Origin of the sequence: Streptomyces sp. NPDC021019, assembly GCF_044333295.1 — a bacterium.
Taxonomy (GTDB): domain Bacteria; phylum Actinomycetota; class Actinomycetes; order Streptomycetales; family Streptomycetaceae; genus Streptomyces.
Window position 1 is genome coordinate 39,536 of the sequence record NZ_JBIRQR010000002.1, and the last position, 26,126, is coordinate 65,661.

The 26,126-nt window shown below is 73.3% G+C and carries 25 protein-coding genes and 1 riboswitch; of the genes, 12 read left to right on the plus strand and 13 right to left on the minus strand.

The features are described 5' to 3' along the window. Positions 1 to 43 precede the first annotated feature (43 nt). On the plus strand, positions 44 to 1,837 hold the full coding sequence (locus ACH4RG_RS11090; RefSeq protein ID WP_397930229.1) for a glycoside hydrolase family 15 protein: 1,794 nt from the start codon (positions 44 to 46) through the stop codon (positions 1,835 to 1,837). Positions 1,838 to 1,841: 4 nt separating this feature from the next. Continuing rightward, entirely contained in the window at positions 1,842 to 2,597 is a 756-nt protein-coding gene (locus ACH4RG_RS11095; RefSeq protein ID WP_398539418.1) for an SDR family oxidoreductase, read from the plus strand. 39 nt (positions 2,598 to 2,636) lie between these two features. Here the strand turns inward: ACH4RG_RS11095 and amaP are convergent, their stop codons facing one another. The 5 genes from amaP to ACH4RG_RS11120 are packed head-to-tail and all read right to left on the minus strand — an operon-like array spanning position 2,637 to position 4,957. Then, a complete protein-coding gene (gene amaP / locus ACH4RG_RS11100; protein ID WP_397930261.1) occupies positions 2,637 to 3,215 on the minus strand; it encodes an alkaline shock response membrane anchor protein AmaP in 579 nt (192 codons plus the stop codon). Positions 3,216 to 3,220: 5 nt separating this feature from the next. Continuing rightward, positions 3,221 to 3,904, minus strand: a complete 684-nt coding sequence (locus ACH4RG_RS11105; RefSeq protein ID WP_397916161.1) for a DUF6286 domain-containing protein — start codon at positions 3,902 to 3,904, stop codon at positions 3,221 to 3,223. Continuing rightward, positions 3,901 to 4,254 (minus strand): hypothetical protein, encoded by a 354-nt coding sequence (locus ACH4RG_RS11110; RefSeq protein ID WP_397916162.1) that lies wholly within the window; start codon positions 4,252 to 4,254, stop codon positions 3,901 to 3,903. Before ACH4RG_RS11110 ends, ACH4RG_RS11105 begins: the two co-directional genes overlap by 4 nt. Next, positions 4,251 to 4,442, minus strand: a complete 192-nt coding sequence (locus ACH4RG_RS11115) for a hypothetical protein (RefSeq protein WP_012381448.1) — start codon at positions 4,440 to 4,442, stop codon at positions 4,251 to 4,253. Before ACH4RG_RS11115 ends, ACH4RG_RS11110 begins: the two co-directional genes overlap by 4 nt. A gap of 44 nt (positions 4,443 to 4,486) precedes the next feature. After that, positions 4,487 to 4,957, minus strand: a complete 471-nt coding sequence (locus tag ACH4RG_RS11120) for an Asp23/Gls24 family envelope stress response protein (RefSeq protein ID WP_397930226.1) — start codon at positions 4,955 to 4,957, stop codon at positions 4,487 to 4,489. 93 nt (positions 4,958 to 5,050) lie between these two features. Between ACH4RG_RS11120 and ACH4RG_RS11125 the strand changes: the two genes are divergently transcribed. After that, positions 5,051 to 5,797, plus strand: coding sequence for a hypothetical protein (locus ACH4RG_RS11125; protein WP_397916164.1), 747 nt, complete (start codon positions 5,051 to 5,053; stop codon positions 5,795 to 5,797). Here ACH4RG_RS11125 and ACH4RG_RS11130 read toward each other — a convergent pair. The 3 genes from ACH4RG_RS11130 to ACH4RG_RS11140 form a co-directional block, all read right to left on the minus strand. After that, positions 5,787 to 6,578, minus strand: a complete 792-nt coding sequence (locus ACH4RG_RS11130) for an enoyl-CoA hydratase/isomerase family protein (RefSeq protein WP_397916166.1) — start codon at positions 6,576 to 6,578, stop codon at positions 5,787 to 5,789. The two genes, ACH4RG_RS11125 and ACH4RG_RS11130, sit on opposite strands and share 11 nt — an antisense overlap. 156 nt (positions 6,579 to 6,734) lie before the next feature. After that, positions 6,735 to 6,956, minus strand: coding sequence for a helix-turn-helix domain-containing protein (locus tag ACH4RG_RS11135; RefSeq protein ID WP_006123601.1), 222 nt, complete (start codon positions 6,954 to 6,956; stop codon positions 6,735 to 6,737). A gap of 320 nt (positions 6,957 to 7,276) precedes the next feature. After that, on the minus strand, positions 7,277 to 8,875 hold the full coding sequence (locus ACH4RG_RS11140) for an ABC-F family ATP-binding cassette domain-containing protein (RefSeq protein WP_397916167.1): 1,599 nt from the start codon (positions 8,873 to 8,875) through the stop codon (positions 7,277 to 7,279). A 298-nt stretch (positions 8,876 to 9,173) separates the two neighbouring features. Between ACH4RG_RS11140 and ACH4RG_RS11145 the strand changes: the two genes are divergently transcribed. Next, on the plus strand, positions 9,174 to 9,584 hold the full coding sequence (locus ACH4RG_RS11145; RefSeq protein ID WP_398539419.1) for a VOC family protein: 411 nt from the start codon (positions 9,174 to 9,176) through the stop codon (positions 9,582 to 9,584). A gap of 100 nt (positions 9,585 to 9,684) precedes the next feature. Here ACH4RG_RS11145 and ACH4RG_RS11150 read toward each other — a convergent pair whose 3' ends face one another. The 3 genes from ACH4RG_RS11150 to ACH4RG_RS11160 form a co-directional block, all read right to left on the minus strand. Then, positions 9,685 to 11,034, minus strand: coding sequence for a hypothetical protein (locus ACH4RG_RS11150; protein WP_397930259.1), 1,350 nt, complete (start codon positions 11,032 to 11,034; stop codon positions 9,685 to 9,687). 184 nt (positions 11,035 to 11,218) lie between these two features. After that, positions 11,219 to 12,346 carry an alpha/beta hydrolase gene (locus ACH4RG_RS11155; protein ID WP_397916169.1) on the minus strand — a complete coding sequence of 376 codons (1,128 nt, stop codon included), beginning with the start codon at positions 12,344 to 12,346 and terminating at the stop codon, positions 11,219 to 11,221. Positions 12,347 to 12,480: 134 nt separating this feature from the next. Next, complete coding sequence (locus ACH4RG_RS11160) at positions 12,481 to 13,140, minus strand: class II aldolase/adducin family protein (protein ID WP_397916170.1); 660 nt, start codon at positions 13,138 to 13,140, stop codon at positions 12,481 to 12,483. A gap of 277 nt (positions 13,141 to 13,417) precedes the next feature. Here ACH4RG_RS11160 and ACH4RG_RS11165 point away from each other — a divergent pair, with 277 nt between their 5' ends. The 7 genes from ACH4RG_RS11165 to ACH4RG_RS11195 all read left to right on the plus strand — a co-directional run bounded on the left by ACH4RG_RS11165 (position 13,418) and on the right by ACH4RG_RS11195 (position 22,049). Next, positions 13,418 to 14,680, plus strand: a complete 1,263-nt coding sequence (locus ACH4RG_RS11165; RefSeq protein ID WP_397916171.1) for an anion permease — start codon at positions 13,418 to 13,420, stop codon at positions 14,678 to 14,680. A gap of 12 nt (positions 14,681 to 14,692) precedes the next feature. After that, positions 14,693 to 14,923 carry a hypothetical protein gene (locus tag ACH4RG_RS11170; RefSeq protein ID WP_397916172.1) on the plus strand — a complete coding sequence of 77 codons (231 nt, stop codon included), beginning with the start codon at positions 14,693 to 14,695 and terminating at the stop codon, positions 14,921 to 14,923. A gap of 150 nt (positions 14,924 to 15,073) precedes the next feature. After that, positions 15,074 to 15,206: riboswitch (cobalamin riboswitch) on the plus strand. Between the two features lie 137 nt (positions 15,207 to 15,343). After that, a complete protein-coding gene (locus tag ACH4RG_RS11175) occupies positions 15,344 to 16,330 on the plus strand; it encodes a cobalamin biosynthesis protein (protein WP_398163592.1) in 987 nt (328 codons plus the stop codon). 40 nt (positions 16,331 to 16,370) lie between these two features. Next, positions 16,371 to 18,047: a cobyric acid synthase gene (locus tag ACH4RG_RS11180; protein WP_398163591.1), complete on the plus strand. Its 1,677-nt coding sequence runs from the start codon at positions 16,371 to 16,373 to the stop codon at positions 18,045 to 18,047. Beyond that, entirely contained in the window at positions 18,044 to 20,104 is a 2,061-nt protein-coding gene (locus ACH4RG_RS11185) for a putative cobaltochelatase (RefSeq protein ID WP_398539420.1), read from the plus strand. Before ACH4RG_RS11180 ends, ACH4RG_RS11185 begins: the two co-directional genes overlap by 4 nt. After that, on the plus strand, positions 20,104 to 20,703 hold the full coding sequence (gene cobO, locus ACH4RG_RS11190) for a cob(I)yrinic acid a,c-diamide adenosyltransferase (protein WP_397916176.1): 600 nt from the start codon (positions 20,104 to 20,106) through the stop codon (positions 20,701 to 20,703). Before ACH4RG_RS11185 ends, cobO begins: the two co-directional genes overlap by 1 nt. Continuing rightward, complete coding sequence (locus ACH4RG_RS11195) at positions 20,697 to 22,049, plus strand: cobyrinate a,c-diamide synthase (protein WP_397930215.1); 1,353 nt, start codon at positions 20,697 to 20,699, stop codon at positions 22,047 to 22,049. Before cobO ends, ACH4RG_RS11195 begins: the two co-directional genes overlap by 7 nt. Before the next feature lie 56 nt (positions 22,050 to 22,105). Here ACH4RG_RS11195 and ACH4RG_RS11200 read toward each other — a convergent pair whose 3' ends face one another. Next, positions 22,106 to 22,837: a ZIP family metal transporter gene (locus tag ACH4RG_RS11200; protein WP_018957698.1), complete on the minus strand. Its 732-nt coding sequence runs from the start codon at positions 22,835 to 22,837 to the stop codon at positions 22,106 to 22,108. Between the two features lie 163 nt (positions 22,838 to 23,000). Here ACH4RG_RS11200 and cobC point away from each other — a divergent pair, with 163 nt between their 5' ends. Beyond that, complete coding sequence (cobC, locus tag ACH4RG_RS11205; protein WP_398163587.1) at positions 23,001 to 24,611, plus strand: Rv2231c family pyridoxal phosphate-dependent protein CobC; 1,611 nt, start codon at positions 23,001 to 23,003, stop codon at positions 24,609 to 24,611. A 257-nt stretch (positions 24,612 to 24,868) separates the two neighbouring features. On the opposite strand, the gene ACH4RG_RS11210 is transcribed toward cobC, so the two are convergent. Beyond that, positions 24,869 to 25,828, minus strand: coding sequence for an SCO1860 family LAETG-anchored protein (locus ACH4RG_RS11210; RefSeq protein WP_397916179.1), 960 nt, complete (start codon positions 25,826 to 25,828; stop codon positions 24,869 to 24,871). Positions 25,829 to 26,126 lie beyond the last annotated feature (298 nt).

Genomic DNA, 26,126 nt, shown 5'->3' on the forward strand with positions numbered 1-26,126 from the left:
CGATGGCTGGTTGACAAGGGCCCGGTTCGGGAAAACGCCAGGCGTGACCCCACGCATCGAGGACTACGCCCTGATCGGCGATCTCCAGACCGCCGCGCTCGTCGGCAGGAACGGTTCCGTCGACTGGCTCTGCCTGCCCCGCTTCGACTCCGGCGCCTGCTTCGCCGCCCTGCTCGGCACCGAGGAGAACGGCCACTGGCGCATCGCGCCCAAGGGGGCCAACACCTCGGACACCTGCACCCGGCGTGGGTACGCGGGTGACTCCCTGGTCCTGGAGACGTACTGGGAGACGCGGACCGGCACGGTGAAGGTCATCGACTTCATGCCGCAGCGCGACAAGACGCCGGACCTGATGCGGATCGTCGAGGGCGTCAGCGGCACCGTCGACATGAGTTCGGTGCTGCGGCTGCGCTTCGACTTCGGTTCGGTGGTGCCCTGGGTGCGGCGCTCGCACGGCCACCGGGTGGCGGTCGCCGGCCCCGACTCCGTATGGCTGCGCAGCGAACCGCCGGTCAAGACGTGGGGCCAGCAGTTCAGCACCTGCTCCTCGTTCACCGTCGCCGAGGGCGAGAGTGTGGCGTTCGTGCTGACCTGGCACCCCTCGCACGCGCCGCGCCCGAAGCTGATCGATCCGCGCAAGGCGCTGAAGCACACGCTCCACGACTGGGCGAAGTGGACCGAAGCCTGCACGTACGAGGGCCCCTACCGCGATGCCGTGCTGCGCTCCCTGATCACGCTGAAGGCGCTGACGTACGGCCCGACGGGCGGCATCGTGGCGGCCCCTACCACCTCCCTGCCGGAGGAGATCGGCGGCGTACGGAACTGGGACTACCGCTACTGCTGGCTCCGCGACGCCACGCTGACCCTCGGGGCGTTCGTCTCGGCCGGCTATCTGGAGGAGGCGGAGGCCTGGCGGGACTGGCTGCTGCGGGCCGTCGCCGGGGACCCGGCCGACCTCCAGATCATGTACGGGCTGGCGGGCGAGCGGCGGCTTCCCGAGACGGAGCTGCCCTGGCTCGCCGGCTACGAGCACTCGCGGCCCGTGCGCACCGGCAACGCGGCGGTCCGTCAGCGCCAGCTCGATGTGTACGGCGAGGTCATCGACGCGCTCCGGCTCGCCCGCGTCGCCGGACTCGACGACAAGCCGCACGCCTGGAACCTCCAGCTCAGCCTGCTCGGCTTCCTGGAGTCGACCTGGCGCGAGCCGGACGAGGGACTGTGGGAGATCCGCGGCCCCCGACGGCACTTCGTGCACTCCAAGGTGATGGCCTGGGTCGCCGCCGACCGGGCGGTGCGCTCGCTGGAGGAGAATCCCGAACTGCCCGGCGACGCCGACCGCTGGCGGGCGATGCGGGACGCCGTGCACGCCGAGGTCTGCGAGAAGGGGTACGACGCCGAGCGGAACACCTTCACCCAGTCCTACGGGTCACGGGAGCTGGACGCCTCGACGCTGCTCATCGTGCGGACCGGGTTCCTGCCGCCGGACGACCCGCGGGTGACCGGCACGGTGGACGCGGTCCGCGCCGAGCTGGGCAGCGACGGGCTGGTCCGTCGCTACAGCACCCAGGGCGTCTCCGTGGACGGGCTGCCGGGCGACGAGGGGGCGTTCCTCGCCTGCTCGTTCTGGCTGGTGGACGCGTTGCAGCGGATCGGCAGGCCGGACGAGGCGCGGGAGCTGTTCGAGCATCTGCTGGAGCTGCGCAACGACGTGGGTCTGCTGGCCGAGGAGTACGGCGTGGCGGCGGGGCGGCAGCTGGGCAACTTCCCGCAGGCCTTCAGTCATATCGGTCTGGTGAACTCCGCTGTCGACCTGGCCGGGGAGGACCCGGCAGGATAGGGCCATGGATCTTGGACTGAAGGACCGCGTCTACATCGTCACCGGAGCGACCCGGGGCCTCGGCAACGCCACGGCCCGTTCCCTGGCCGCCGACGGCGCGAAACTGATCATCACCGGACGGGACGAGAAGTCCGTCGCGGAGGCCGCCGCCGAGCTGGGCCCGGTCGCGGTCGGGCTCGCCGCCGACAACGCCGACCCGAGCGCCGCTCAACGTCTGGTGGACACGGCGCGGGAGCGCTTCGGACGGCTCGACGGCATCCTCATCAGCGTCGGCGGACCCGCCCCCGGCTTCCTCGCGGACAACACGGACGACCAGTGGCAGACCGCGTTCGAGACGGTGTTCCTGGGTGCGGTACGTCTCGCCCGGACGGCCGCGGCCGCGCTCGGCGAGGGCGGCGTCATCGGCTTCGTGCTCTCCGGATCGGTCCATGAGCCGATCGCGGGGCTGACCATCTCCAACGGGCTGCGTCCCGGCCTCGCCGGCTTCGCCAAGTCGCTGGCCGACGAGCTGGGCCCGCGCGGCATCCGGGTGGTGGGCGTGCTGCCGGCCCGGATCGACACCGACCGGGTCCGCGAACTGGACGCCCTGTCCGGCGACGCGGAGGCCGCCCGCACCGCGCACGAGGCGCGGATTCCGCTGCGGCGCTACGGGACGCCGGAGGAGTTCGGGAGGACCGCGGCCTTCCTGCTCTCCCCCGCCGCCTCGTACCTGACGGGAATCATGGTCCCGGTCGACGGCGGAGCACGGCACGGCTTCTGACCGGACCGGACCCACCGCTCCCCCGGTACGTAGGGGCCGTCAGGACACCCGCTCCGCGCGGTGCTTGACGGCCTTGAGGCGAATCTCGGCGGGAAGCCCGTCCAGGCCGGCGGAGTTCCTGGCGTGTGCCAGCGCCCCGTCGGCGACCGCGTGCAGCGTCCCCAGGGGGGCGGCGTGCGGTTCCATCAGCAGCCGGACCCGGGCCCGGGGCGCGGTGCGGCGGCCGGTCAGCATCGCCTGGGCGCGGGCCACCCCGTCCAGTGCTTCCGCCTCTCCGGCGAGGACGCCCTCCAGGGCGCGGCCCCGCAGCCGTGCCCCTTCGCCGTCGCCGCTGTCCACCAGTACGTCGGCCAGCCGACCGCGGCGGAGCTGGGCGAGGAACCACCACAGGGCGAGGACCACGAGGACGGCGAGGACGGCGATCACCGTCGGCCACCACCAGCCCGCGTCGCGCCAGCGCTGCCGGTCGGCCGTGCTCAGCAGCACGTCGGTCTTGCCGTCCCAGGGCCACCAGGACGGCACGGCGGCGCCGAGGCCGACGGCGAGTACCGCTCCGCCGAGGACGACCAGCACCAGCCCGGCCAAAGCCAGCAGGACCCGGTTGACGGTGGAGCGCATGCGGCTCATCCCTTCTTCTCCGGTCGGTGCACCTGGACGGAGAGGGCCGGCGGACGTGCCAGGCCCAGTTCCCGGACGGCCTTCTCCAGCACGGCGTCCAGGTCGGTCCGTACGTCGTCGAGGTCCCGGAAGTGGGACAGCGCGCGCACCTTCGCCTTCCGCCGCCCCATCCGGACCCGCACGGACTGCACGCCGGACACCTCCACGGACCGGTCCCGCAGGACCAGTGCGGCGGCGGTGCGGTCGAGTCCGGCCCGGACGTCGGCGCGGTCGCGACGCATCGGCAGCAGATCGCGCAGTCCGGGGGTGAGGGCGAGGAGGATCAGCCAGAGGCCGATCAACGCCGCCACCCCGGCGCCGATGAGCACCGCGACATCGTCCAGACGCTGTTCGGCCAGGCCGTCGGCGAGGGAGCGACGCCACCGCATGGCCGGGTGTCCCGCCCGGACGGCGGCGATGTCGTAGAGCAGCAGCCCGGCCCCGCCCAGGAGTACGAGGGCCAGCAGGGCGGCCGGAACCCGGCGGGCGGACCAGAAGCGGCCGGCGGCGCTGTCGCCCTGTTCCAGGGTGGGGACCGGTTCGCGGGCGTCGGCCGTCGTGTCCGGCGCAGGCGTGTGCGCGTCGGCGTCGTCCTGTCCGGGAGTGGGCATGCGCCGGGTGGAGCCGGTCGGTTCACCGGGTTCGGTCATCGGATCCTCCCCTGTGCGGCAGCGCTCGCTCCGGCGGGGTGCAGCCGTTCGACCTGCACGGCCACCTCGGGCACCTCCATGCCTGCCAGTGCCTCGACCCGCTGGGCGACCCGGCGGCGTACGGCGCCGCACTGGCGGCCGATGTCGCTGGGATAGCCGAGCTCCAGGCTGACCCGGACCCGGGCGGCGTCGCGGTGCACGGTGACCGTGGCACGCGGCGACGCCCCGTCCGCGGGCGGTTCGTCGATCGCCTCCTTCGCCGCCTGGGCGGCGATCTTGGCGACGACGCGGTCGGCGATCCGGGTCTCGCCCCGTACCGCGGCGGCGACCCGGCCGGTCACCGCCGTCACCGTCGCCGGTCGCCGCGCTCGCGACTCCGGAAGAAGTCGCCGGGCTCCAGGTCGCCGTCCAGGAAGCGGCCGGCGATGAAGCCGACCGCACCCAGCGCGGCCACCAGTACGAAGGCTCCGAACCCGCCGAAATACCCGGCGAACCCGAGCGCCATGCCGGCCAACAGACCGGCGACAGCCATGCTCATCGTGTTTCTCTCCTCAACTGGCGTGCGACGGAGATGCGGAAGGGCTACTGGACCCGCTGTTCGGACTCGTCCTCGTCGTCCTCCTCGTCGGGCAGCTTGACGTCGCTGACCGCGATGTTGACCTCGACGACTTCGAGTCCGGTCATGCGCTCCACGGCGGCGACGACGTTCTCGCGCACGTCGCGGGCCACGTCGGAGATGGACACGCCGTACTCGACGACGATCTCCAGGTCGAGGGCCGCCTGGGACTCGCCGACCTCCGCCTTCACACCGCGGGTGACGGACTTGCCGCCGCCGGGGACCCGGTCGCGGACGGCGCCGAACGTCCTCGACAGGCCGCTGCCCATCGCGTGGACACCGGCCACGTCGCGTGCCGCCATTCCGGCGATCTTCTCGACGACGCCGTCGGCGATGGTGGTGCGGCCCCGGGTGCCGGGGTCACCGCCGCCGCGCTTGCCGAGGTTCTTGCCGCCCGGGACGCTGTCGGGGTTGTTGCGCTGGGAGCTCTCAGTCATCGCCGATCTTCCCTTCGGGACAGGGTTGGACTTCCTTGCCCACGTTAAGTGCGCTTTCCCCATCCCGCGCCGTGGATGCGGCAGGCTGGGGCGATGACAACAGCGCGGGACCCGCAGAGGGACGACGGATGGACCGCCGCGGTACGGCAACGACTGGGCCTGGGCAGACTGCTGCCACTGGGCGGCCCGGCGGACGGCGCGTGGATCGCCGAGACCGCTGCCGCCGCGGTGCTGCGCGGGGCGACGGCCCGCCCCGGGACGGTGCTGGGGAAGCTGCGGATCGGCCCGACGGAGGCGGCGGTGGAGGCGGCGGTGACCGGAGGCGGCCGCGACGTGTCGCGGGGTCCGGCCGACCCGGCGCCGCCCCCGGCTCCGCCGAACGCGCTGCCGCCGGTACCGCTGCGGATCGAGGCGGAGTTCGCCACCACCCCCGACCGGCCGCTGACCGACACCGCGGCGGCCCTGCGAGCGGCGCTGCTCACGGCCGCCGCCGCCCGGCTGGGTCTGGAGATCGCCGAGGTGGACCTGACGGTCACGGCATTGCTGGAAGGCGGTGCGACCGATCAGGTGACGGCCGAGGGAACGGTGCCGCCGGCCCCGGGCGCGGAGCCCGAGGGGCCGGTGGCGACGGCTGCCGCCGGGGTGCCGGGGGTCGTCTCGCTGACCCGGGTCCTGGGCGGCCCGGTGCACACCGCCCGCGACCATGTGCGGGTCGAGGTGGCGACGGCCGGGGACCATCGGGCGCTGGATGTCGCCCGGTCCGTGCGTACGGCGGTGGCGGCGGCCGCGGCGGAGCGGCTGCCGGTGTCGGTGCTGGTCACGGACGTGGTCAGTCGGTGACGCCCGCCAGGTCGCGGAGTCGGCGGCCCTGGGCGGCCCGCTCGGCGACGCGCTGCTCCTCGTAGTCGCGCGAGAGCGCGCCGGCGAGGAGGGCCTTGGTCTCGACGACGGCGTCGCGGGGCGCCGCGACCAGGGCACCGGCCAGGTCGCGCGTCGCCGCGTCGAGCTGGTCGGCGGGGACGACGAGGTTGGCGAGGCCGGTGCGCTCGGCCTCCTCGGCGTGCACGAAGCGGCCGGTGGCGCAGATCTCGAGCGCGCGGGCATACCCCACGAGGTGCACCAGGGGATGGGTGCCCGTGAGGTCGGGGACGAGGCCGAGGCTGGTCTCGCGCATGGCGAACTGCACGTCCTCGGCGACGATCCGCAGATCGCAGGCGAGGGCGAGCTGGAAGCCGGCGCCGATGGCGTGGCCCTGGACCGCCGCGATCGACACCAGGTCGTTGCGGCGCCACCAGGTGAACGCCTCCTGGTACTCGGCGATGATCGCGTCGAGCTCGGCTTCCGGGCCGCGCGCCATGTCGAGGAACGACGGCTCGCCGTCGAAGCCCTCGGGAGTGAAGGCCTGGCGGTCGAGGCCCGCGGAGAAGGACATGCCCTCACCGCGGAGCACCACGACCCGGACCGTGCCGGGCAGCGCCCTTCCGGCCTCGGTCAACGCCCGCCACAGAGCGGGAGACTGAGCGTTGCGTTTGGCCGGACGGGTGAGCGTCACCGTGGCGACGGCGTCGTCGACGGTGAGCCGTACGCCGTCCTTGTCGAGCACAGTGTCGAGCGAGGTCATGGGGCGCCTCCGGAAGGGGTGCGGTCAGCACTCGGTATGAAGTGACTGAACAGTAACCACCCGGACGACCTTGCGATCAGCCGGGTGGTCACCCCGAATTTCCGTTGGGCCCGAAGGACGCCGAATGACGCCGCGGACACCGAACCCGCAGGGGCCTCAAGCCGAAGCGGCCTTCTTGCCCCGTGTCGCGCCGCCGCGTCCTCGCAGCGTCACTCCGGATTCACTGAGCATCCGGTGGACGAACCCGTAGGAGCGACCGGTTTCCTCGGCCAGCGCCCGGATGCTCGCACCGGAGTCGTACTTCTTCTTCAGGTCTGCCGCGAGCTTGTCACGCGCGGCGCCGGTTACCCGGCTGCCCTTCTTCAGAGTCTCGGCCACCCGTGCCTCCTCATGGGAAGTGCGCTCTGGACTCTCATGATCACCCCTCCCGCGCCTCCTGGCCACCCATTCGGCAAGGTCGGTGCGGGCGGTTTCCCGGACGGGAAGCGCGTCAGCACGAGCGGAATCCCCGATTCCCCAAGGCGCCGGAGGGCGCACGGCCCGGACCGGCAAGAGAAGAGCCAGGTCAGGGCCGTACGGGGAGGAGCGGCAGGAAAGGGGGCGCACGACGGGTGAGCGCCGGGCGCACCACCGGAGTACGAGACGTCCTCACGCAGATGACGGATCACGCGTAGGCCGAATGATCTATCCCCGGTGGATCAGGCGAGGGCGACGAGGTCGCGGTAGTCCGCTCCCCAGAGGTCCTCCACGCCGTCCGGGAGCAGGATGATCCGCTCCGGCTGGAGAGCCTCGACGGCGCCCTCGTCGTGGGTGACGAGGACGACCGCGCCCTTGTAGGTGCGCAGCGCGCCGAGGATCTCCTCGCGGCTGGCGGGGTCGAGGTTGTTCGTCGGCTCGTCGAGCAGGAGCACGTTGGCGGAGGAGACGACCAGCGTCGCGAGGGCGAGCCGGGTCTTCTCGCCGCCGGAGAGCACGCCCGCGGGCTTGTCGACGTCGTCGCCGGAGAAGAGGAAGGAGCCGAGCGTCTTGCGGACCGCCACGAGGTCGAGGTCGGGGGCGGCGGAGCGCATGTTCTCCAGGACCGTGCGCTCCGGGTCGAGGGTCTCGTGCTCCTGGGCGTAGTACCCGAGCTTGAGGCCGTGCCCCTCGATGATCTCGCCGGTGTCGGGCTTCTCGGCGCCGCCGAGGAGGCGGAGCAGCGTGGTCTTGCCGGCGCCGTTGAGGCCGAGGATGACGACGCGGGAGCCCTTGTCGATGGCGAGGTCGACGTCGGTGAAGATCTCCAGCGAGCCGTACGACTTGGAGAGGCCCTCCGCCATCAGCGGGGTCTTGCCGCAGGGCGAGGGGTCGGGGAAGCGCAGCTTGGCGACCTTGTCGGAGACCCGGACGGCCTCCAGGCCGGAGAGCAGCCGGTCGGCGCGCTTGGCCATGTTCTGGGCGGCGACGGTCTTGGTGGCCTTGGCGCGCATCTTGTCGGCCTGCGCGTTGAGGGTCGCGGCCTTCTTCTCGGCGTTCTGGCGCTCGCGCTTGCGGCGCTTCTCGTCGGCCTCGCGCTGCTGCTGGTAGAGCTTCCAGCCCATGTTGTAGACATCGATCTGGGAGCGGTTGGCGTCGAGGTAGAACACCTTGTTGACGACCGTCTCGACCAGGTCGACATCGTGGGAGATCACGATGAAGCCGCCGCGGTAGGACTTGAGGTAGTCACGCAGCCAGACGATGGAGTCGGCGTCGAGGTGGTTGGTCGGTTCGTCCAGGAGCAGGGTGTCGGCGTCCGAGAAGAGGATCCGGGCCAGCTCGACGCGGCGGCGCTGACCGCCGGAGAGCGTGTGTAGCGGCTGACCGAGGACCCGGTCGGGCAGGCTGAGCGCGGCGGCGATGGTGGCGGCCTCGGCCTCGGCGGCGTATCCGCCCTTGGTGAGGAACTCCGTCTCCAGGCGCTCGTACTTCTTCATCGCCTTCTCGCGGGTGGCGCCCTGCCCGTTCGCCATCCGGTCCTCGTTCTCGCGCATCTTGCGCAGGATCGTGTCGAGGCCGCGGGCGGAGAGGATGCGGTCGCGGGCGAGGATGTCGAGGTCGCCGGTGCGCGGGTCCTGCGGGAGGTAGCCCACCTCGCCGGACCTGGTGATGGTGCCCCCGGCGGGGGTGCCCTCGCCCGCGAGGCACTTGGTGAGGGTGGTCTTGCCCGCTCCGTTCCGGCCGACGAGGCCGATGCGGTCGCCCTTGGCGATACGGAAGGAAGCGGATTCGATGAGGATGCGGGCGCCGGCACGCAGCTCGATGCCGGAAGCGGTGATCACGGGAAAACTCCAGGGCAGTTGGGACGGCGGAGGGACGAGGGCGGAGGTCTCTCGACGCCGCTAATGCACAAGGAGGAAAGCCATACGGCCCATTCTACTGGCGGTGCGCAACTTCTTTTCCGCGTGCTCGTCGGGACGAACCGTCCGATCTCCGGCGCGGGGCGGGCCGCCCGGGCGCGGCGGCGGTCGGCGAGGACCGGATCCAGGAGGGCGTTGTCAGCGCCCGGTGGAAGACTGAGACGCAGATCACATCGGAGTGGTCCGGACAGCAGACACGACACCGGGAGAGGTGAGTGTGATGACAGGCGGGACGAGCGGCGTTCCCACGATCTACCCGACGATCCTGTACGACGACGCGAAGGCCGCGATCAGGACGCTGACGCAGGGCCTCGGCTTCACCGAGGAGGCGGTCCACGAGGGGGAGAACGGCAGTGTGCTGCATGCCGAGCTGTCCTGCGGCAACGGCAGGGTGATGCTCGGCTCCAAGGGGCGCGAGGGACTGTTCGCGCAGGCGATGACGGGCGCGGGCCCGGCGGGGGTGTACGTGGTCGTGGACGAGGTGGACGAGCACTGTGCCCGCGCCAAGGAGTTCGGCGTGGAGATCCTCATGGAGCCGACCGACCAGGACTACGGCTCCCGGGACTACATGGCGCGGGACGCCGAGGGCAACGTGTGGAGCTTCGGGACGTACGCCCCGGGGTCGGGCTGAGCGGGACGTACGCGCCGGGAGCCGGCTGAGCGGGCCGAGCGGATCCCGGCGGCGGCGGTCGGGCTTTCCTGCGGGGCCCCGGGTCGCCCGGGGCCCTGGGTCAGGCTCCTCCGGTGTGCACCTGGAACGCGGCCCGGCGGACCGCCTTGGCCAGGGCCGGGTCCGGGTGGGCCGCGGCCAGGGCGACCAGGACCTGGACGGTGCGCGGGTGGCCGACGGCCCTGACCTCGTCGAGCAGCGCCGGGACGGTGCCCTGGACGGCGGAGTCGAGGTGACGCACCAGCAGCCCGGTCTCGCCGTGGTCGGCGACGGCCGCCGCGGTGTCGACCCAGAGCCAGGTGGCCTCCTCGCGGCTGAGGACGTCCGGGGCGTCGTCCGGGTCGTTGCCCTCGTACTCGGCGAGCCAGAGCAGCGCGTAGGGCCGCAGCGAGGGTTCGGCGAGCACGGCCCGGACCTCCGGTTCGGCAGGGGCGCCGACGACCCTCAGCGCCTCGAAGGCCAGTCCGCGCAGCAGCGCGTCCTCGCCCCGGGCGACGGCCAGCAGTTCGGCGACGGCGCTGCCGACGGTGCGGGCGGCGAGCCAGGCGCGGTATTCGGCACGGGCCGGGCCGGGGGTGAGCCGGGCGCAGCCGAGGAGCATGTCGGCGGCGGACTGCTCGATGTTTCCGGCCGGGCTCTGGGCGGCGACGCAGATCTGTTCCAGCTTGACCCAGACCGCCCAGTTGCCGAGCGGGGTGAGGGTGGCGTGCCCTTTGCCGAGCGTCAGCGCCCCGACGGCGGCGAGGCCCTCCAGGGCCCAGTCGAGCAGCAGGGCGTTGAGGTCGGCGCTCCGGGCGGGTCCTGCGCCGTTCTCGGCCGCCGCTGCCCGGGCGGGGGTCTCCGCCGGGGCCGCGGGCGCGGTTCTGCCGGGTCCCAGGGGCACTTCGCAGCGCTCCTCCCGGAGTTCGGCGACACGCTGCCCGAGGAGGTCCAGCAGGGCGGGGACGGTGACGGGCCCCGCGGAGAGCTGGAGGAGGGAGAGTACCTGGGGCACGGCCTCGACGGCTTCGGCGACCGCCCCCGCCTCGATGTCCGCGGGTGCGGCGTGGACGAGCGACCAGGCGTCGAAGAGCGCCACCCAGCCGCGCAGGACGGCGGAGTCGTCCCGGTCCCAGGCACGCAGCCGCCAGCCGGGGCGGGCGGTGTCGCCGTGCAGTTCGATCAGTCCTGCCAGCCGGGCCCGGTCCCAGCCGGCGCGGACCTGCGCCGGGGAGAGTTCCAGGGCGGTGGCCGCCCGTTCGAGGGCGTGGGCCGCGAGCGGGGCGGCGTTGCCCGGCCCCGGCGTGCCCGCCGCCCAGTGGGCGATGCGTACGGCGTCGGCGAGCACCGTCCTGGCCTGGCGCGCCAGTTCCGTGCGGGGCGGGGTGCCCTCGGGGGGCCGGGGAGCCGGCCTGGTACGCCGGGTCGTCACGGCCTTGCGGGCGGTGGCGAGGGGTCGCGGGCGGACAAGTCGCAGCCTGGAGTCGCGCGGAGTACGGGACGTCACGGGAGCAGTCTTGCCCCTGACGGCCCGAAAGCCCAAACGGAAGGCGTTTCACCGGTACGGGAAAGGTTCCCCCGGTGCGGCGGCACGCGGGAGAGTTCACCCCATCGGCTCACATCAGAGGGGTGAGGAAGCGTCGCAGGGTCTCCTCGTAGCGGGCTGGGCCGGCGTTCCACATCGACGCATGCGGAGCCTGCGGTACGGCGTGGAGGCTGACCACGTCGGGGCGGCGGGCGGCGAGCTCGCGGGAGGCGGCCCAGGGGGCGATGGTGTCTTCCGGGCCGTGCAGGATCAGGGTCGGGGTGCGCAGGGAGGCGGGCGCCGAGGTCTCCAGCAGGGGGGCGGCGTTCATCCCGGTCCTGCCCTGGGCGGCGCGGACGGCGAGTGGCAGGAGGGCGGCCGGGACCCCGCGGGCCGCGGCCAGGGCGCGCAGGGTGACCTGCCAGTCCAGCACCGGGGAGTCGAGGACGAGGCCGCTGATCCGGTCGCGCAGCGGGGACTCGACCGCGGCGTACAGGGCCATCGTGGCGCCGGTGGACCAGCCGTGCAGGATCACGTTGCGGGCCCCGTGGCGCAGGGCCCAGCGGAGGGCGGCGTCGAGGTCGCGCCACTCGGAGGCGCCGAAGTGGCCGAGGCCGTCCGCGGGGCGCGGGGCTCCGGGGTCGCCCCGGTGGGCGAGGTCGAGCACGGGGAAGCTCTGTTCGTGGAGGAACCCCATCAGGTTCATGGGGTGGGCCCGGGTGGTGCCGAGGCCGTGCACGGTGATGACCCAGGTGTCGCGGGCGCCGGCGACGTACCAGGCGGGCAGGATGCCCAGTTCGCCGGGGATCTCGACCTCCTGGTGGTCCAGGCCGAGGTCGACGCTCGGGTCACCGTCGTACAGCGCGGGGGTGAGCCGCACTTTCACGCCCGGTTCGAGGAGGCCCCGGCCGACGCTCTCCAGCCTGCGGACGACGGTGTCGGCGGCCTGGGAGGCCCCTTCGACGACGGGCCCGACGACCGCGTGGACGCCGGGTCCGGACAGGCCGTAGGTGCCGGGCCTGAGCGCCGAGAAGGACCGGGTCAGGGTGACCTGGCCGGCCGCCGTGGCGTGCACGGTGAGTCTGCGGTCGGCGGGGAGGGGACGTCCGGGCGCCGCTTTGAGGGCGGCGTCGCTGGCGTACCGGCCGGCCGCGACCGCTGTCGCACCGACGCCGAGGATCGTGGTGACGGCCGTTGCCGTCGCGGTTACCGGGCGCACCGCTTCAGTGTCGTGGGGCGGGAGGCGGGCTGCCAGTGGGCGGGGCCGTCCGGGGCGGACGCGGGCCGGGTCCGGTCCGGAGCCGTGGCACCCGGCGCCTGGTGGTTCACGCGGGTGTCCGGGGCGGGCGGGGGTCAGCCGGGCTGGCCGTATCCCTTGAGGGCTTCCGTCACCTCGTCCAGTTGGGCCGCGTCGAGCAGGGACGGGGTGCGGCCGGGTACGGAGCTCGCGGTGAGCCAGAGGCGGCAGAGCCACTCCAGTTGGGCGGTGCGCTCGTAGGCCTGGTCGAGCGTGTCGCCGTAGGTGACGGTGCCGTGGTTGGCCAGCAGACAGCCGGTGCGGTCCTCCAGGGCCCCGAGCATGGCCTCGGCCAGTTCCGGGGTGCCGTAGCGGGCGTAGGCGGCGGTGCGGACGGGGCCGCCGAGGATGGCGGCGGCGTAGTGGACGAGCGGCACCTCGGTGACGAGGGTGGAGACGGCGGTGGCGTGCACGGCGTGGGTGTGCACCACGGCGGCGGCGTCGGTGGAGCGGTACACGGCCAGGTGCAGGGGGAGTTCGCTGGTCGGCCCGAGGTCTCCGAGGACCTGGCGGCCCTCCAGATCGACTCCGACCGCGTCGTGGGGCCCGAGCCGGTCGTAGGGCACCCCGCTGGGCGTGACCAGGACCAGGTCGCCGACGCGTGCCGACACGTTGCCCGAGGTGCCGACGACCAGACCGTCCGCCGCGCTGCGGCGGGCGGTCGCGACGACGTCCAGCCAGGTCCGGCCGACGGATTCCGGGTGCTGCTCGCTCATGGGGCGAGCGTAGGGGGCCGGACGCGCAACCGGAACGTCACGGGGGAGGTGACGGAGGTCTCTTCCGGGTGCCGAACAGCCGTTCAAAATGTTCGCCAACTAGTGGCAAAGGGCGGTCCACACCCCACCCCACAGGCACCGCGCAGCCCCTCCCGGACACAAGCGGAGGGAGCCCACTCCGTTTGGAGTCACCGCAGCGCCCTGCCCAGTTCATCTTCCGTTCATCCAGGTTGCCTACGGTCCATGTGCCACTGACGTCGAACGATTGCCTGGGTAAATGGAACACATCACGCTGCTGCTTGCGATTGTGGTCGTGACAGCTCTCGTGTTCGATTTCACGAACGGTTTCCACGACACCGCCAACGCGATGGCTACGACCATCTCGACCGGCGCCCTGAAGCCCAAGACAGCGGTGGCGATGTCCGCCGTTCTCAACCTGATCGGCGCGTTCCTGTCGGTGGAGGTCGCCAAGACGATCTCCGGCGGGATCGTCAACGAAGACGGCATCAGAACCGAGGTCATCTTCGCGGCGCTCGTCGGCGCCATCCTGTGGAATCTCCTGACCTGGCTGGTCGGCCTGCCCTCCAGCTCTTCCCACGCCCTGTTCGGCGGACTGATCGGCGCGGCCGTCATGTCGGCCGGCTGGTCCTCGATCAACGGCGGCACCGTCGTCACCAAGGTGCTGCTGCCCGCGATCGCGGCCCCCCTGGTCGCCGGTATCGCCGCGATGCTGGCCACGCGGCTGACGTACCGGATCAACCGGAACGTCACCGACGAGGGTCAGCTCAAGTCGACCGCCAAGGGCTACCGGGCCGGACAGATCGCCTCCGCCGGTCTCGTCTCGCTCGCCCACGGCACCAACGACGCCCAGAAGACGATGGGCATCATCACCCTGGCGCTGGTCACCAGCGGTGTCCTGGCCCCCGGCTCCAACCCGCCCATGTGGGTCATCGTCTCCGCCGGTGTGGCCATCGCGCTCGGCACCTACCTCGGCGGCTGGCGCATCATCCGCACGATGGGCAAGGGCCTGACCGACCTCCAGCCGCCGCAGGGCTTCGCCGCCCAGACCAGCGCGGCGACGGTCATCCTGGCCTCCTCGCACCTCGGCTTCTCGCTCTCCACCACCCAGTCCTGCTCCGGTGCCGTCATGGGCGCGGGCCTCGGCCGCAAGGGGGGCGTGGTCCGCTGGTCCACCGCCACCCGGATGTTCGTCGCCTGGGGGCTGACGCTCCCGGCGGCCGGTCTGATCGGCGCGGGCGCCGAGTACCTGACCAAGCAGGGCCCCTGGGGCATCGCGGTCACCGCGGTCGTGCTCGTGGGCGGCTCCTTCGCCATCTGGCTGGCCTCGCGCCGCCAGCCGGTCGACCACACCAACGTCAACGACACGGACGGGGAGGGCGAGCCCCAGGGCGTCGTCACCACCGCCATCGCCGCGGTCCAGCCGCCGCCCGTCGGCGGCCCGGCCGCCGACCTCGCAACCACCATCCCGGCCCCGGCCCCGTCGCCCGACGACCCGGCACGGCCGCCGGCCAAGGTGTAAGGACAGATCAGCATGAAAATCGACTGGGCAGCTCTCGCCTCCGTGTTCGGTGTCAGCCTCGTGGTCACCGTCGCGCTGGTCGGCCTCTTCACCCTGGGCATCGTCGCCCTCTCCAAGCAGTCCGCCACGGCCGGAAGCAGCGCCGCCGGAGGGTCGGTCGCGCTGGCGCGCACCGGCGCGTACACCTGCTTCGCGGCGTGCGTGGCGGCGGTCGCGTACGGGATCTACCTGATCGTCGCCTGACTCCGCACCCCGCCCCCTCTTCGGGCCGGACACACTCTCGTGTGTCCGGCCCGATGTGTGTCTGCGCACAGTGGAGCCCCGCAGGTCAACAGCGAGTTGACGGTTGTTCGCGGGGCGTGGTGGACTGCCGGAGCCATTTACGGCGACAGCAGAGGAAGCCGGTGCGAATCCGGCGCGGTCCCGCCACTGTCACCGGGGAGCGCTCCCCCACACCGGAACGTCACGGCCCGCTCACGCGGGCTGGAAGGCCGGGGGAACCGCGGATCCGGAAGCCAGGAGACTCTCGTCGCCGGTCACGTCGAACCAGGGCGCGGACCCTGAGTGAGGACATACGCCATGCCCGGCCGCCGTGCACCCCGTCCTGTGCCCCCCACGACAGGCCCTCGCGCCGGAACGCCTCTCCCCGCGACCGGCTGATCCGTGCGTGCCGACCGCGTCTTCGCGTACGGCGCCACGGCCGGGCTGATCGCCGACGCCCTGCTCGGCGACCCCCGCCGGGGCCACCCCGTCGCCGGATTCGGCCGCGCCGCCGCGCGGGTGGAGTCCCTGCTGTGGCGTGACGACCGGGGCCGGGGCGCGCTGCACACCCTCGTCTGCGCCGGAGGCGCCGTGGGGGCCGCCGCGCTGACCGCGCGCGCCGTCCGGGGACGCCCCGCGCTCGCCGTCGCGCTGACCGCCGTCACCGCCTGGTCCGTCGTCGGGGGGACGTCGCTGGGGCGGGAGGCCCGCGCCATCGGCGGTGCCCTGGCCGCCGGGGACCTGGAGGTGGCCCGGGAGCGGCTGCCGCACCTGTGCGGGCGTGATCCGCACTCCCTGGACGGTCCGGGCATCGCCCGCGCGGTCGTCGAGTCGGTCGCCGAGAACACCTCGGACGCCGTCGTCGGCGCGCTGGTGTGGGGGGCGATCGGCGGGGTGCCGGGACTCGTCGGCTTCCGGGCGGTGAACACGCTCGACGCGATGGTCGGCCACAAGTCGCCCCGCTACCGCCGTTACGGATGGGCCTCGGCCCGTCTGGACGACCTCGCGGGGTGGCCCGGTGCCCGGCTGACGGCCGCGCTGGCCGTGGCGGGCGGCGGGCGGCCCAGGGAGGCCGTACGCGCCTGGAAGGCGGACGCGGGGCGTCACCCGAGCCCGAACGCGGGGCCGGTGGAGGCCGCGTTCGCGGGGGCGCTCGGCGTACGGCTGGGCGGGACCCTGGCGTACGCGGGGCGCGTCGAGCACCGGCCGGTGCTGAACGGGGAGTCCGGGCGGGACGTGCGGGGCGCGGACATCGAACGCGCGGTACGGCTGTCGCGCCGGGTGAGCATGCTGGCCCTCGGAGTGTGCGTGGCGGGGCGGACGGTCGCGGGACGCGTGGTCGCGGGACGGTCGTCGGCAGGACGGCAGCGGGGGCGGGGGCGGTCATGAACGGTCCGGCACGGAACGCGGTACGGGAACGGGAGCGGGTATGAGCGGCGGTCTGCTGGTCGCGGGGACCACATCGGACGCGGGCAAGAGCGTCGTCACGGCGGGCATCTGCCGGTGGCTGGTGCGCCGGGGCGTGAAGGTCGCGCCCTTCAAGGCCCAGAACATGTCCCTGAACTCCTTCGTGACCCGGGAGGGCGCGGAGATCGGCCGGGCCCAGGCGATGCAGGCGCAGGCCGCCGGGGTGGAGCCGACGGCCCTGATGAACCCGGTGCTGCTGAAACCCGGCAGTGACCGGTCCAGCCAGGTCGTGCTGATGGGCAAGCCGGTGGGAGAGATGAGCGCCCGGGGGTACCACGGGGGCCGTCAGGAGACGCTGCTCGGGACGGTGACGGACTGCCTGGAGCAGCTGCGGGCCACGTACGACGCGGTCATCTGCGAAGGGGCCGGGAGCCCCGCCGAGATCAATCTCCGGCGCACCGACATCGTGAACATGGGGATCGCCCGCGCGGCCCGCTTTCCCGTGCTGGTGGTCGGGGACATCGACCGGGGCGGCGTCTTCGCGTCGTTCTTCGGGACGACGGCCCTCCTGGGCCCCGAGGACCAGGCGCTGGTCGCGGGCTACCTGGTGAACAAGTTCCGGGGCGACGTCTCGCTGCTGGAGCCGGGCCTGGACATGCTCCACGGGCTGACCGGGAGGCGGACGTACGGGGTGCTGCCGTTCGCCCACGGGCTCGGTATCGACGAGGAGGACGGCCTGCGGGTGTCCCTGCGGGGTGCGGTACGGGAGTCGGTCGTGGCTCCCCCGCACGGCGAGGACGTGCTGCGGGTGGCGGTCTGCGCGGTGCCGCTGATGTCGAACTTCACGGACGTGGACGCGCTGGCCGCCGAGCCGGGCGTCGTCGTGCGGTTCGTGGACCGGGCGGAGGAGCTGGCCGACGCGGACCTGGTGATCGTGCCCGGGACGCGCGGCACGGTGAAGGCGCTGGCCTGGCTGCGCGAGCGTGGCCTCGCGAATGCGCTGGTGCGGAGGGCCGCGGAGGGCCTGCCGGTGCTGGGCATCTGCGGCGGGTTCCAGGTGCTCGGCGAGCGGATCGAGGACGAGGTGGAGTCGCGGGCCGGCGTCGTGGACGGGCTCGGGCTGCTGCCGGTGCGCATCCGCTTCGACCGGGCCAAGACGCTGGCGCGGCCGGTCGGTTCGGCGCTGGGCGAGCCGGTGGAGGGGTACGAGATCCACCACGGGGTGGCCGACGTGCGGGGCGGGGAGCCGTTCCTCGACGGGTGCCGGGTGGGGGCGGTGTGGGGGACGCACTGGCACGGGTCGCTGGAGAGCGACGCGTTCCGGCGGCGGTTCCTGGTGGAGGTGGCCCGGGCCGCCGGGCGGCGGTTCGTGCCGGCGCCGGACACGAGTTTCGGGGTGCTGCGGGAGGAGCAGCTGGATCGGCTCGGGGATCTGGTGGAGGAACACGCGGACACGGACGCGTTGTGGCGGTTGATCGAGGGGGGTGCGCCGGTGGGGTTGCCGTTCGTGCCCCCGGGGGCGCCGGTCCTGCCGGGGGCCGACGCGGGTACGGGTGCGGGTGGTGCGGCGAGCCGGGGCGCTGCCCCGGACCCCGCTCCTCGATCGCCGGAGGGGCTTGGTTTTGCCGGGTCCGCTGGAGCAAGGCCCCAAGGGCTCGGGGAAGCAGCTGTTGTTCATGTCGACCAGGAGGCCAAGTGAGTACGCCGTATCCCTTCACCGCGATCGTCGGGCAGGACGACCTGCGGCTCGGGCTGTTGCTGAACGCGGTCAGTCCGGCTGTCGGCGGGGTGCTCGTACGGGGCGAGAAGGGGACCGCCAAGTCCACCGCCGTGCGCGCGCTCGCCGCCCTCGTGCCGGAGGTCTCCGTCGTGCCGGGGTGCAGGTTCTCCTGCGATCCCCTCTCCCCCGATCCGGCGTGTCCCGACGCGCCGCACGCGGAGGCCGCCGGTGTGTCGCGGGCCGCGCGGACCGTGGAGCTGCCCGTGGGCGCGTCCGAGGACCGGCTCGTGGGGGCGCTGGACATCGAGCGGGCGCTGTCGGAGGGCGTGAAGGCGTTCGAGCCGGGGCTGCTGGCCGACGCGCACCGCGGGATCCTGTACGTCGACGAGGTCAACCTGCTCCACGACCACCTGGTGGACCTGCTGCTGGACGCGGCGGCCATGGGCGCCTCGTACGTCGAGCGCGAGGGCGTCTCCGTACGGCACGCGGCACGGTTCCTGCTGGTGGGGACGATGAACCCGGAAGAGGGCGAGCTGCGGCCGCAGCTGCTGGACCGGTTCGGGCTGACCGTCGAGGTGGCTGCCTCCCGGGACACCGACGAACGGGTCGAGGTCGTGCGGCGCAGGCTCGCGTACGACGACGACCCCGAGGGGTTCGCCGCGCGCTGGGCCGGGGAGGAGAGCGCCCTGCGGAAGCGCATCGCCGCCGCGCGCGCCCTGCTGCCCCGCGTCGTGCTCGGTGACGGCGTGTTGCGGCAGATCGCCGCGACCTGCGCCGCGTTCGAGGTCGACGGCATGCGGGCCGACATCGTGATGGCCCGTACCGCGACCGCGCTCGCCGCCTGGGCGGGCCGCGAGGAGGTCACCGCCGACGACGTGCGGCAGGCCGCTCTCCTCGCGCTCCCCCACCGGCGTCGCCGCAACCCGTTCGACGCGCCCGGTCTGGACGAGGACAAGCTCGACCAGACCCTGGACGAGGCCGCTCCGCGGGAGAACGACGACGACGGTGACCGGCCCGATCCCGATCCCGATCCCGACGGCGGCGGGAACGATGACGGCGGTGGTGGCGGTGGTGGCGGTGTGCCGCCGCAGGCCGACGGAGACCGTACGCCGCCGCAGGGTGAGGGCGGCAACGACAGCGACACGCCAGCCGGAGCCCCCGAGGGCAGCCCCGACGCGCCCGGCCGGTCCACCGGGGCCGAGCAGCAGCCGGTAGCGTCCGCCGAGCCGTTCCGGACGAAGATGCTCAGCGTGCCGGGGCTTGGCGAGGGCGCTGCGGGCCGGCGCTCCCGGGCCCGTACCGAGCACGGGCGTACGACGGGCGCCCGCCGCCCGCAGGGGTCGCTGACCAAGCTGCATCTGGCCGCGACCGTCCAGGCCGCCGCCCCCCACCAGCGGGCGCGCGGGCGTTCCGGGCGGGGGCTCGTGGTGCGCCGGGACGATCTGCGGCAGGCGACCCGGGAGGGGCGTGAGGGCAATCTCGTGCTGTTCGTCGTGGACGCGTCGGGCTCGATGGCGGCGCGGCAGCGGATGAGCGCGGTCAAGGGGGCCGTGCTGTCGCTGCTGCTCGACGCCTACCAGCGGCGGGACAAGGTCGGTCTGGTCACCTTCCGGGGCAAGGAGGCGGAGGTGGTGCTGCCGCCGACCTCGTCCGTGGACGCGGCCGCCTCCCGTCTGGAGTCGCTGCCGACCGGGGGCCGTACGCCCCTGGCCGCGGGGCTGCTCAAGGCTCATGACGTGCTGCGGGTGGAGCGGCTGCGCGATCCGTCGCGGCGGCCGTTGCTCGTCGTGGTGACGGACGGCCGGGCGACCGGCGGGCCGGAGCCGGTGGCGCTCGCGGGGCGGGCAGGCCGGCTGCACCGCTCGGAGGGGACGGCATCCGTCGTCGTGGACTGCGAGTCGGGGTACGTACGCCTCGGTCTCGCCGGGGAGCTCGCCCGGGAACTGGGAGGCGCCGCCGTCACGCTCGACGAGCTGCGGGCCGACTCGATCGCCGGGCTCGTCAAGGACGTCACCGCAGCCGGGAGGGCCGCTTAATGCCACAGGGACAGCCGACATCGGTGCCGGACGACGGGCTCACCACCCGTCAGCGGCGCAACCGTCCGCTTCTGTTCGTCCACACCGGCATCGGCAAGGGCAAGTCGACGGCCGCCTTCGGGCTCGCGTTGCGGGCCTGGAACCAGGGCTGGCCGATCGGGGTGTTCCAGTTCGTGAAGTCCGCGAAGTGGAAGGTCGGGGAGGAGAACGCGCTGAAGGTCCTCGGAGCGAGCGGCGAGGGTGGCACCGTCGACTGGCACAAGATGGGCGAGGGCTGGTCCTGGGTCCAGCGCGACGGTCAGCTGGACAACGAGGAGAAGGCCCGCGAGGGCTGGGAGCAGGTCAAGCGCGACCTGGCGGCCGAGACGTACAGGCTGTACGTGCTCGACGAGTTCGCGTACCCGATGCACTGGGGCTGGATCGACACCGACGAGGTGGTCGAGGTGATGCGGAACCGGCCCGGCACCCAGCATGTGGTGATCACCGGCCGCAACGCGCCGGACAAGCTGATCGAGGCCGCCGACCTGGTGACCGACATGTCGAAGGTCAAGCACCCGATGGACGCGGGGCAGAAGGGCCAGAGGGGCATCGAGTGGTGAGAGTGCCCCGTCTGGTCATCGCCGCTCCGGCCTCCGGCAGCGGCAAGACCACCGTCGCCACCGGTCTCATGGCCGCCTTCGCCGCGCGCGGGCTCGCCGTCTCGCCGCACAAGGTGGGGCCGGACTACATCGATCCGGGCTATCACTCGCTGGCGACGGGACGCCCCGGCCGCAATCTCGACGCGTACATGTGCGGGACGGATCTGATCGCCCCGCTGTTCGCGCACGGGTCGGCGGGGTGCGACCTCGCCGTGGTCGAGGGGGTGATGGGGCTGTACGACGGCGCCTCGGGGCAGGGGGAGCTGGCGTCCACCGCCCAGGTGGCGAAGCTGCTGCGCGCCCCCGTGGTGCTGGTCGTGGACGCCTCCTCGCAGTCCCGTTCGGTGGCGGCCCTGGTGCACGGGTTCGCCTCCTGGGACCCCGAGGTCCGGATCGGCGGGGTGATCCTGAACAAGGTGGCCTCCGACCGGCACGAGGCACTGCTGCGGGACGCGTTGGACGAGTCGGGGCTGCCGGTCCTGGGCGTGCTGCGCCGGGCCCCGCGGGTGGCGACGCCCTCGCGCCATCTGGGGCTGGTCCCGGTGGCCGAGCGGGGCTCCGAAGCGGTGGACGCCGTGGCGGCGATGGGCGAGCGGGTGCGCGCCGGGTGCGACCTGGACGCGCTGATGGCGCTGGCGCGGACCGCTCCGGCCCTGCCGGACGCCGCGTGGGAGCCGACGCCCGCCTCGGACACCGGTTCCGTGCGGCCCGTCGTGGCCGTGGCCGGTGGCGCGGCGTTCACCTTCGCGTACGCGGAGCACGCCGAGCTGCTGAGGGCGGCCGGTGCGGAGGTCGTGGTCTTCGACCCGCTGCGGGACGAGAAGCTGCCGGTGGGTACGGCGGGGCTCGTGATCGGCGGCGGGTTCCCGGAGATGTACGCCCCCGAGCTGTCGGCCAACGAGCCGTTGCGGCGGGCGGTCACGGAACTGGCCCTGAGCGGGGCCCCGGTGGCGGCCGAGTGCGCGGGGCTGCTGTATCTGGCGCGGGAGCTGGACGGGAAGCCCATGTGCGGGGTGCTGGACGCCGAGGCCCGGATGTCCGAGCGCCTCACGCTCGGGTACCGGCAGGCGGTGGCCGTGTCGGACAGTGTGCTGGCGGTGGCGGGGACCCGGATGCGCGGTCACGAGTTCCACCGCACGGTGCTGGAGCCGGGTGCGGGGACCACGCCGGCCTGGGGCATGCACCAGCCGGAGCGGCGGGTCGAGGGGTACGTCCAGCGGGGCGTTCACGCGAGCTATCTGCACACGCACTGGGCCGCGTCGCCCGGGGTGGCCCGGCGGTTCGTCGAGCACTGCCGGGCGCGGTGAACCCACCGTCCGGGGGGCGCGCCCGTCGGGACGGGGCGCTCGGGCGTACGCGTGGCTCACTCCGCGATGCCGACGACCAGCCAGATGAAGCCCACGCCCCCGATGGTGCAGAGAAGGGTGGAGCGGGCGGGATGGGTGTGGTGCGCCTCGGGAAGGATCTCCGCAGCGGCCAGGTAGAGCAGCGCTCCGCCGAAGAATCCGAGATAGCCGCCGAGCAGTTCCTCCGGAAGGGTGAACAGCAGCGTCGTCGCGGCGCCCACGACCGGTGCCGCGGCAGCGGCGAACAGCATCAGGAGCGCCTTGCGACGGGCGTTCCCGTAAAGACTGGTGAGGGTGTACGTGTTGAATCCGTCGGCGAAGTCATGACTGATCACCGCCAGCGCGACGGCCACGCCCATGGAGCCGCTGACCTGGAAGGCGGCACCCAGCGCGATGCCGTCCATCAGGCTGTGGACGACCATCGCGGCGGCCGCCGTCAGCCCCACCTGCGGCACGCGGTCGCCGTGGTGGCCGCTCGCCCCGTGTGCCACCTGGCGTCCGGCGAGCAGCCGCTCCACCAGATGGGCCGCCAGGAAGCCGCCGACGAACAGCAGCAGGGCGGCGGGGACCCCGAACACCGGTGTGCCCGCCGCCTCGATCGCCTCCGGCAGGAGGTCGAGTCCGACGACGCCGAGCATCAGCCCGCCCGCGAGGCCGAGCACCAGGTGACGGCGGTCGGTGACGCGTTGCGCGACCCAGCCGCCGGCCAGAGTCATCAGGAACGCGCCGAGCGCGACGAACACCGCCATGGGGCCTTGCTAGCCGATCGGGGCCCCTCGCCGCATCTCAGGCTGTCCTTACCCGCGGCGTCCGCCGTACCCCTCCCACCGCCCGTTTCCGTATACGGAACGGCTCCACCGCCTCCTCCCCCGCACCACCGGGACGTATGACCTGAAAGGCAGGACTCCACCGATGACCGGAGCATCCGTCGGCACCGGACCGGAGTCCGGGGCCCGCAGTCTGGTGGTGGGGGTCGGCGCACGCCGGGGCGCCCCCGGCGATGTGGTGTTCGCCCTGATCGAGGCGGTGCTGAGCGGGGCGGGACTGGACGCGGCGGACGTGCTGGAGGTGGCGACGGTCGACGCCCGGGCGGACGAGCCGGGGATCGTGGGGGCGGCGGCCCGGCTCGGGGTGCCGCTGCGGACCCATCCGGCCGGGGCGCTGGCCGCGGTCCGCGTGCCGCACCCCTCGGGCGCGGTGGGCGCCGCGGTGGGGACGCCGTCGGTCGCGGAGGCGGCGGCGCTGATCGATGCGGACGAACTGGTGGTGCCGAAGACCCGTGCCCCGGGCGGGAAGGCCACCGGCGGGGGGATGGCGACCTGTGCGGTGGCCCGCCGGATTCCGGCGGTCGCCGGGACTTTCCAGGTTTCCGGGAGGAAAACTTCCACCTCACCGGTGACGTCGGGCTCCCACCCGTTCACCATGGCTGCCATGAATCCCCCCACGCCCCCCACGCGGAACATCGAGAGCGCAGGGCCCGACCTGCGCCACCACGGCGACGCGGAGGTGCGCGGCGAGAATCTGACCGATCTCGCCGTGAACGTCCGTACCCACACTCCCCCGGAGTGGCTGCGCGAGCGGATAGCCGCGTCGCTCACCTCCCTGGCCTCCTATCCGGACGGATCCTCCGCCCGTGCCGCGGTCGCCGGCCGGCACGGGCTGCCGGTGGAGCGGGTGTTGCTGACGGCGGGCGCGGCCGAGGCGTTCGTCCTGATCGCCCGTGCCCTGCCGGCCCGTTGTCCGGTCGTGGTGCACCCTCAGTTCACGGAGCCGGAGGCGGCTCTGCGAGCGGCCGGGCACGCGGTGGGCCGGGTGCTGCTGCGCGCCGAGGACGGCTTCCGGCTCGATCCGGAGGCGGTGCCCGAGGAGGCGGACCTCGTGGTGATCGGCAACCCGACGAACCCGACGTCCGTGCTGCACCCGGCGGCGCTGCTGGAGCGGTTGGCGCGGCCGGGGCGGACGTTGGTGGTCGACGAGGCGTTCATGGACGTCGTGCCGGGTGAGCGCGGGGCGCTGTGCGACCGGACGGACATCCCGGGGCTCGTGGTGCTGCGCAGCCTCACCAAGACGTGGGGGCTCGCCGGGCTGCGGATCGGTTATGTCCTGGCCGCTCCGGAGACCGTGGCGCTGCTCTCCGAGGCGCAACCGCTGTGGCCGGTGTCGTCCCCGGCACTGGCGGCGGCGGAGGCCTGCATGGAGCCGAGGGCGCTCGTGGAGGCGGCCGAGGCGGCGGACCGGATCACGGTGGACCGGGCCCATCTGCTCGCCGGGCTGGCCGAGTTCAGCGAGGTGGAGGTGGTGGACGCGGCCCGGGGGCCGTTCGTCCTGGTGCGTCTTGAGCGGGCGGCGGAGGTGCGGGAGCGGTTGCGGCTGCTGGGCTTCGCGGCGCGGCGCGGGGACACCTTCCCGGGGCTGGGGCAGCAGTGGCTGCGGCTCGCGGTCCGCGACCGGGCCACGACCAATCGTTTCCTCCAGGCCCTGGACCAGGCCGTGCAGGCGCTGCCCGCAAGATCGGGGCGCTGAGGGGCTGTCGGGTGTCCTCGGGCCGGACAGCGGACGCGGTCTGGTGCGTGCGATTCCCAGGCGGCGGAGGAAGGCGACGCGGATGGGGTCTCCCCTGGTCGAGGGGGCTGAGACCTTGGGGAAGTCGTCGACCGACGACAACGCCGGAAGCGTGCGTGCCAGGGCGTGGCCGCCCGACCAGAGGTCACCCGACAGCCTCGGGGCCCGGCAGGGGCGGGGGCGGCGTTCGTCGTGCGAAAGCCGCCCCCGCACGCGGATCAGCTCCGGCTGGCGCCACGCCTGCGGGCGAGCACCGTCGCGCCCGCGCCGACGGCCAGCAGCAGGGCCGCTCCGCCCGCGATGTACGGGGTGGTGGAGCTGCCGCCGGTCTCGGCGAGGTTGGCCTCGGTGGGGGCGGTGCCGGTGTCGGAGCCGGTCTGCGTCTTCACGTCGCCGCCGCCCGTGGAACCGCCGTCCGTGGAGCCCGGCTCCTCAGGGGTCTTCGGCTCCTCGGGGGTCTTCGGCGCCTTCGGGGTCTCGCAGGTCGCCTCGGCGAGGGTGACCTCGCCCTGCACCTCGGCGACGTTGAGATTCAGCGGGTTGACCGACACCTTGAGCTGGAGCGCCGTCGCGGCCGCCGTGCGCTCGGTGGTGACCGTCTTCGACAGGTCGAGGGTGACCTCACCGACGCCCGGCACCGACACCCGGGTCGGCCCGCCCGCGGAGAGCGTCACCTTCTTGCCGAGCACCGCGACATGGCCGAGCACGTTCGACTCGGCGACGGGCTTCCTGCCGGTCTCGCAGACCGCCTTGGAGGTGACCTTCTCGACCTCGATGAGCGAGAGCACCGGCAGTCCGGGGACATGGACCCTGGCCTTCGCCAGGTTGGTGCGGCCCTCGGCCCTGTGCGCGTCGACGGTGGCGTTCGCGGTGGCCACGTCGGCGCGCAGGACGCTGACCGGCGCTCCGCCCGCCACCCCGTCCACGTTCACGCTGAGCGCGGTCTTCTCGGCGCTGGCCGGGGCCGTCACCTCGTTGAGCGTGGCCTTGAGGGGCACCTGGAGGGACTTGTTGAGGAGCGAGACGTCGAGCGCTGTACGGAGCACGACCGCGCTTGCCCTGCCCTCGCCGCCGGTGGTGGGCGTCGCCGGGGCTGCGTGCGCGGGGACGGCGGCAAGCAGGGCGACGGGGCCGGCGGCGACCGCCAGGGCGGCGAGACGGAAGGTGTTGCTGTTCAAGATGGTGGAACCCCCACAAGAGACATGGAGCCACCGGCACAGTCCAATGGGGGACATCGCCTGCGCCGGTGGCCTCGACTCCGTGAATCTTTACGCACTGAGGGTGAACTGGCGGACACCTGGCGTGAGTTCACCCCAAAGGGGGGTTTCCGCGCGCATATTCGAATCTTTCGGCACGTGCGTTCGTCGGTGTCACCCGTTTCACCCGGCGCGAGCCGTACGGAGCGCGCTCGCGCCGGAGCGTGCGCAGAGGTGCGTCAACGAGTCGGGGGCCGTATCCGTCACTGCTCGTCAACAC

Bases quoted from the DNA above. Each gene is read 5' to 3' on its own strand.
- ACH4RG_RS11145 (WP_398539419.1), top strand. From the start codon at position 9,174: ATGACAGGCGGGACGAGCGGCGTTCCCACGATCTACCCGACGATCCTG.
- cobO (WP_397916176.1), top strand. From the start codon at position 20,104: ATGCCACAGGGACAGCCGACATCGGTGCCGGACGACGGGCTCACCACC.
- ACH4RG_RS11200 (WP_018957698.1), bottom strand. From the start codon at position 22,837: ATGGCGGTGTTCGTCGCGCTCGGCGCGTTCCTGATGACTCTGGCCGGC.
- ACH4RG_RS11165 (WP_397916171.1), top strand. From the start codon at position 13,418: ATGGAACACATCACGCTGCTGCTTGCGATTGTGGTCGTGACAGCTCTC.
- ACH4RG_RS11160 (WP_397916170.1), bottom strand. From the start codon at position 13,140: ATGAGCGAGCAGCACCCGGAATCCGTCGGCCGGACCTGGCTGGACGTC.
- ACH4RG_RS11115 (WP_012381448.1), bottom strand. From the start codon at position 4,442: ATGAGCATGGCTGTCGCCGGTCTGTTGGCCGGCATGGCGCTCGGGTTC.
- amaP (WP_397930261.1), bottom strand. From the start codon at position 3,215: ATGCGCTCCACCGTCAACCGGGTCCTGCTGGCTTTGGCCGGGCTGGTG.
- ACH4RG_RS11120 (WP_397930226.1), bottom strand. From the start codon at position 4,957: ATGACTGAGAGCTCCCAGCGCAACAACCCCGACAGCGTCCCGGGCGGC.
- ACH4RG_RS11130 (WP_397916166.1), bottom strand. From the start codon at position 6,578: ATGACCTCGCTCGACACTGTGCTCGACAAGGACGGCGTACGGCTCACC.
- ACH4RG_RS11095 (WP_398539418.1), top strand. From the start codon at position 1,842: ATGGATCTTGGACTGAAGGACCGCGTCTACATCGTCACCGGAGCGACC.
- ACH4RG_RS11125 (WP_397916164.1), top strand. From the start codon at position 5,051: ATGACAACAGCGCGGGACCCGCAGAGGGACGACGGATGGACCGCCGCG.
- ACH4RG_RS11180 (WP_398163591.1), top strand. From the start codon at position 16,371: ATGAGCGGCGGTCTGCTGGTCGCGGGGACCACATCGGACGCGGGCAAG.
- ACH4RG_RS11105 (WP_397916161.1), bottom strand. From the start codon at position 3,904: ATGACCGAACCCGGTGAACCGACCGGCTCCACCCGGCGCATGCCCACT.
- cobC (WP_398163587.1), top strand. From the start codon at position 23,001: ATGACCGGAGCATCCGTCGGCACCGGACCGGAGTCCGGGGCCCGCAGT.
- ACH4RG_RS11170 (WP_397916172.1), top strand. From the start codon at position 14,693: ATGAAAATCGACTGGGCAGCTCTCGCCTCCGTGTTCGGTGTCAGCCTC.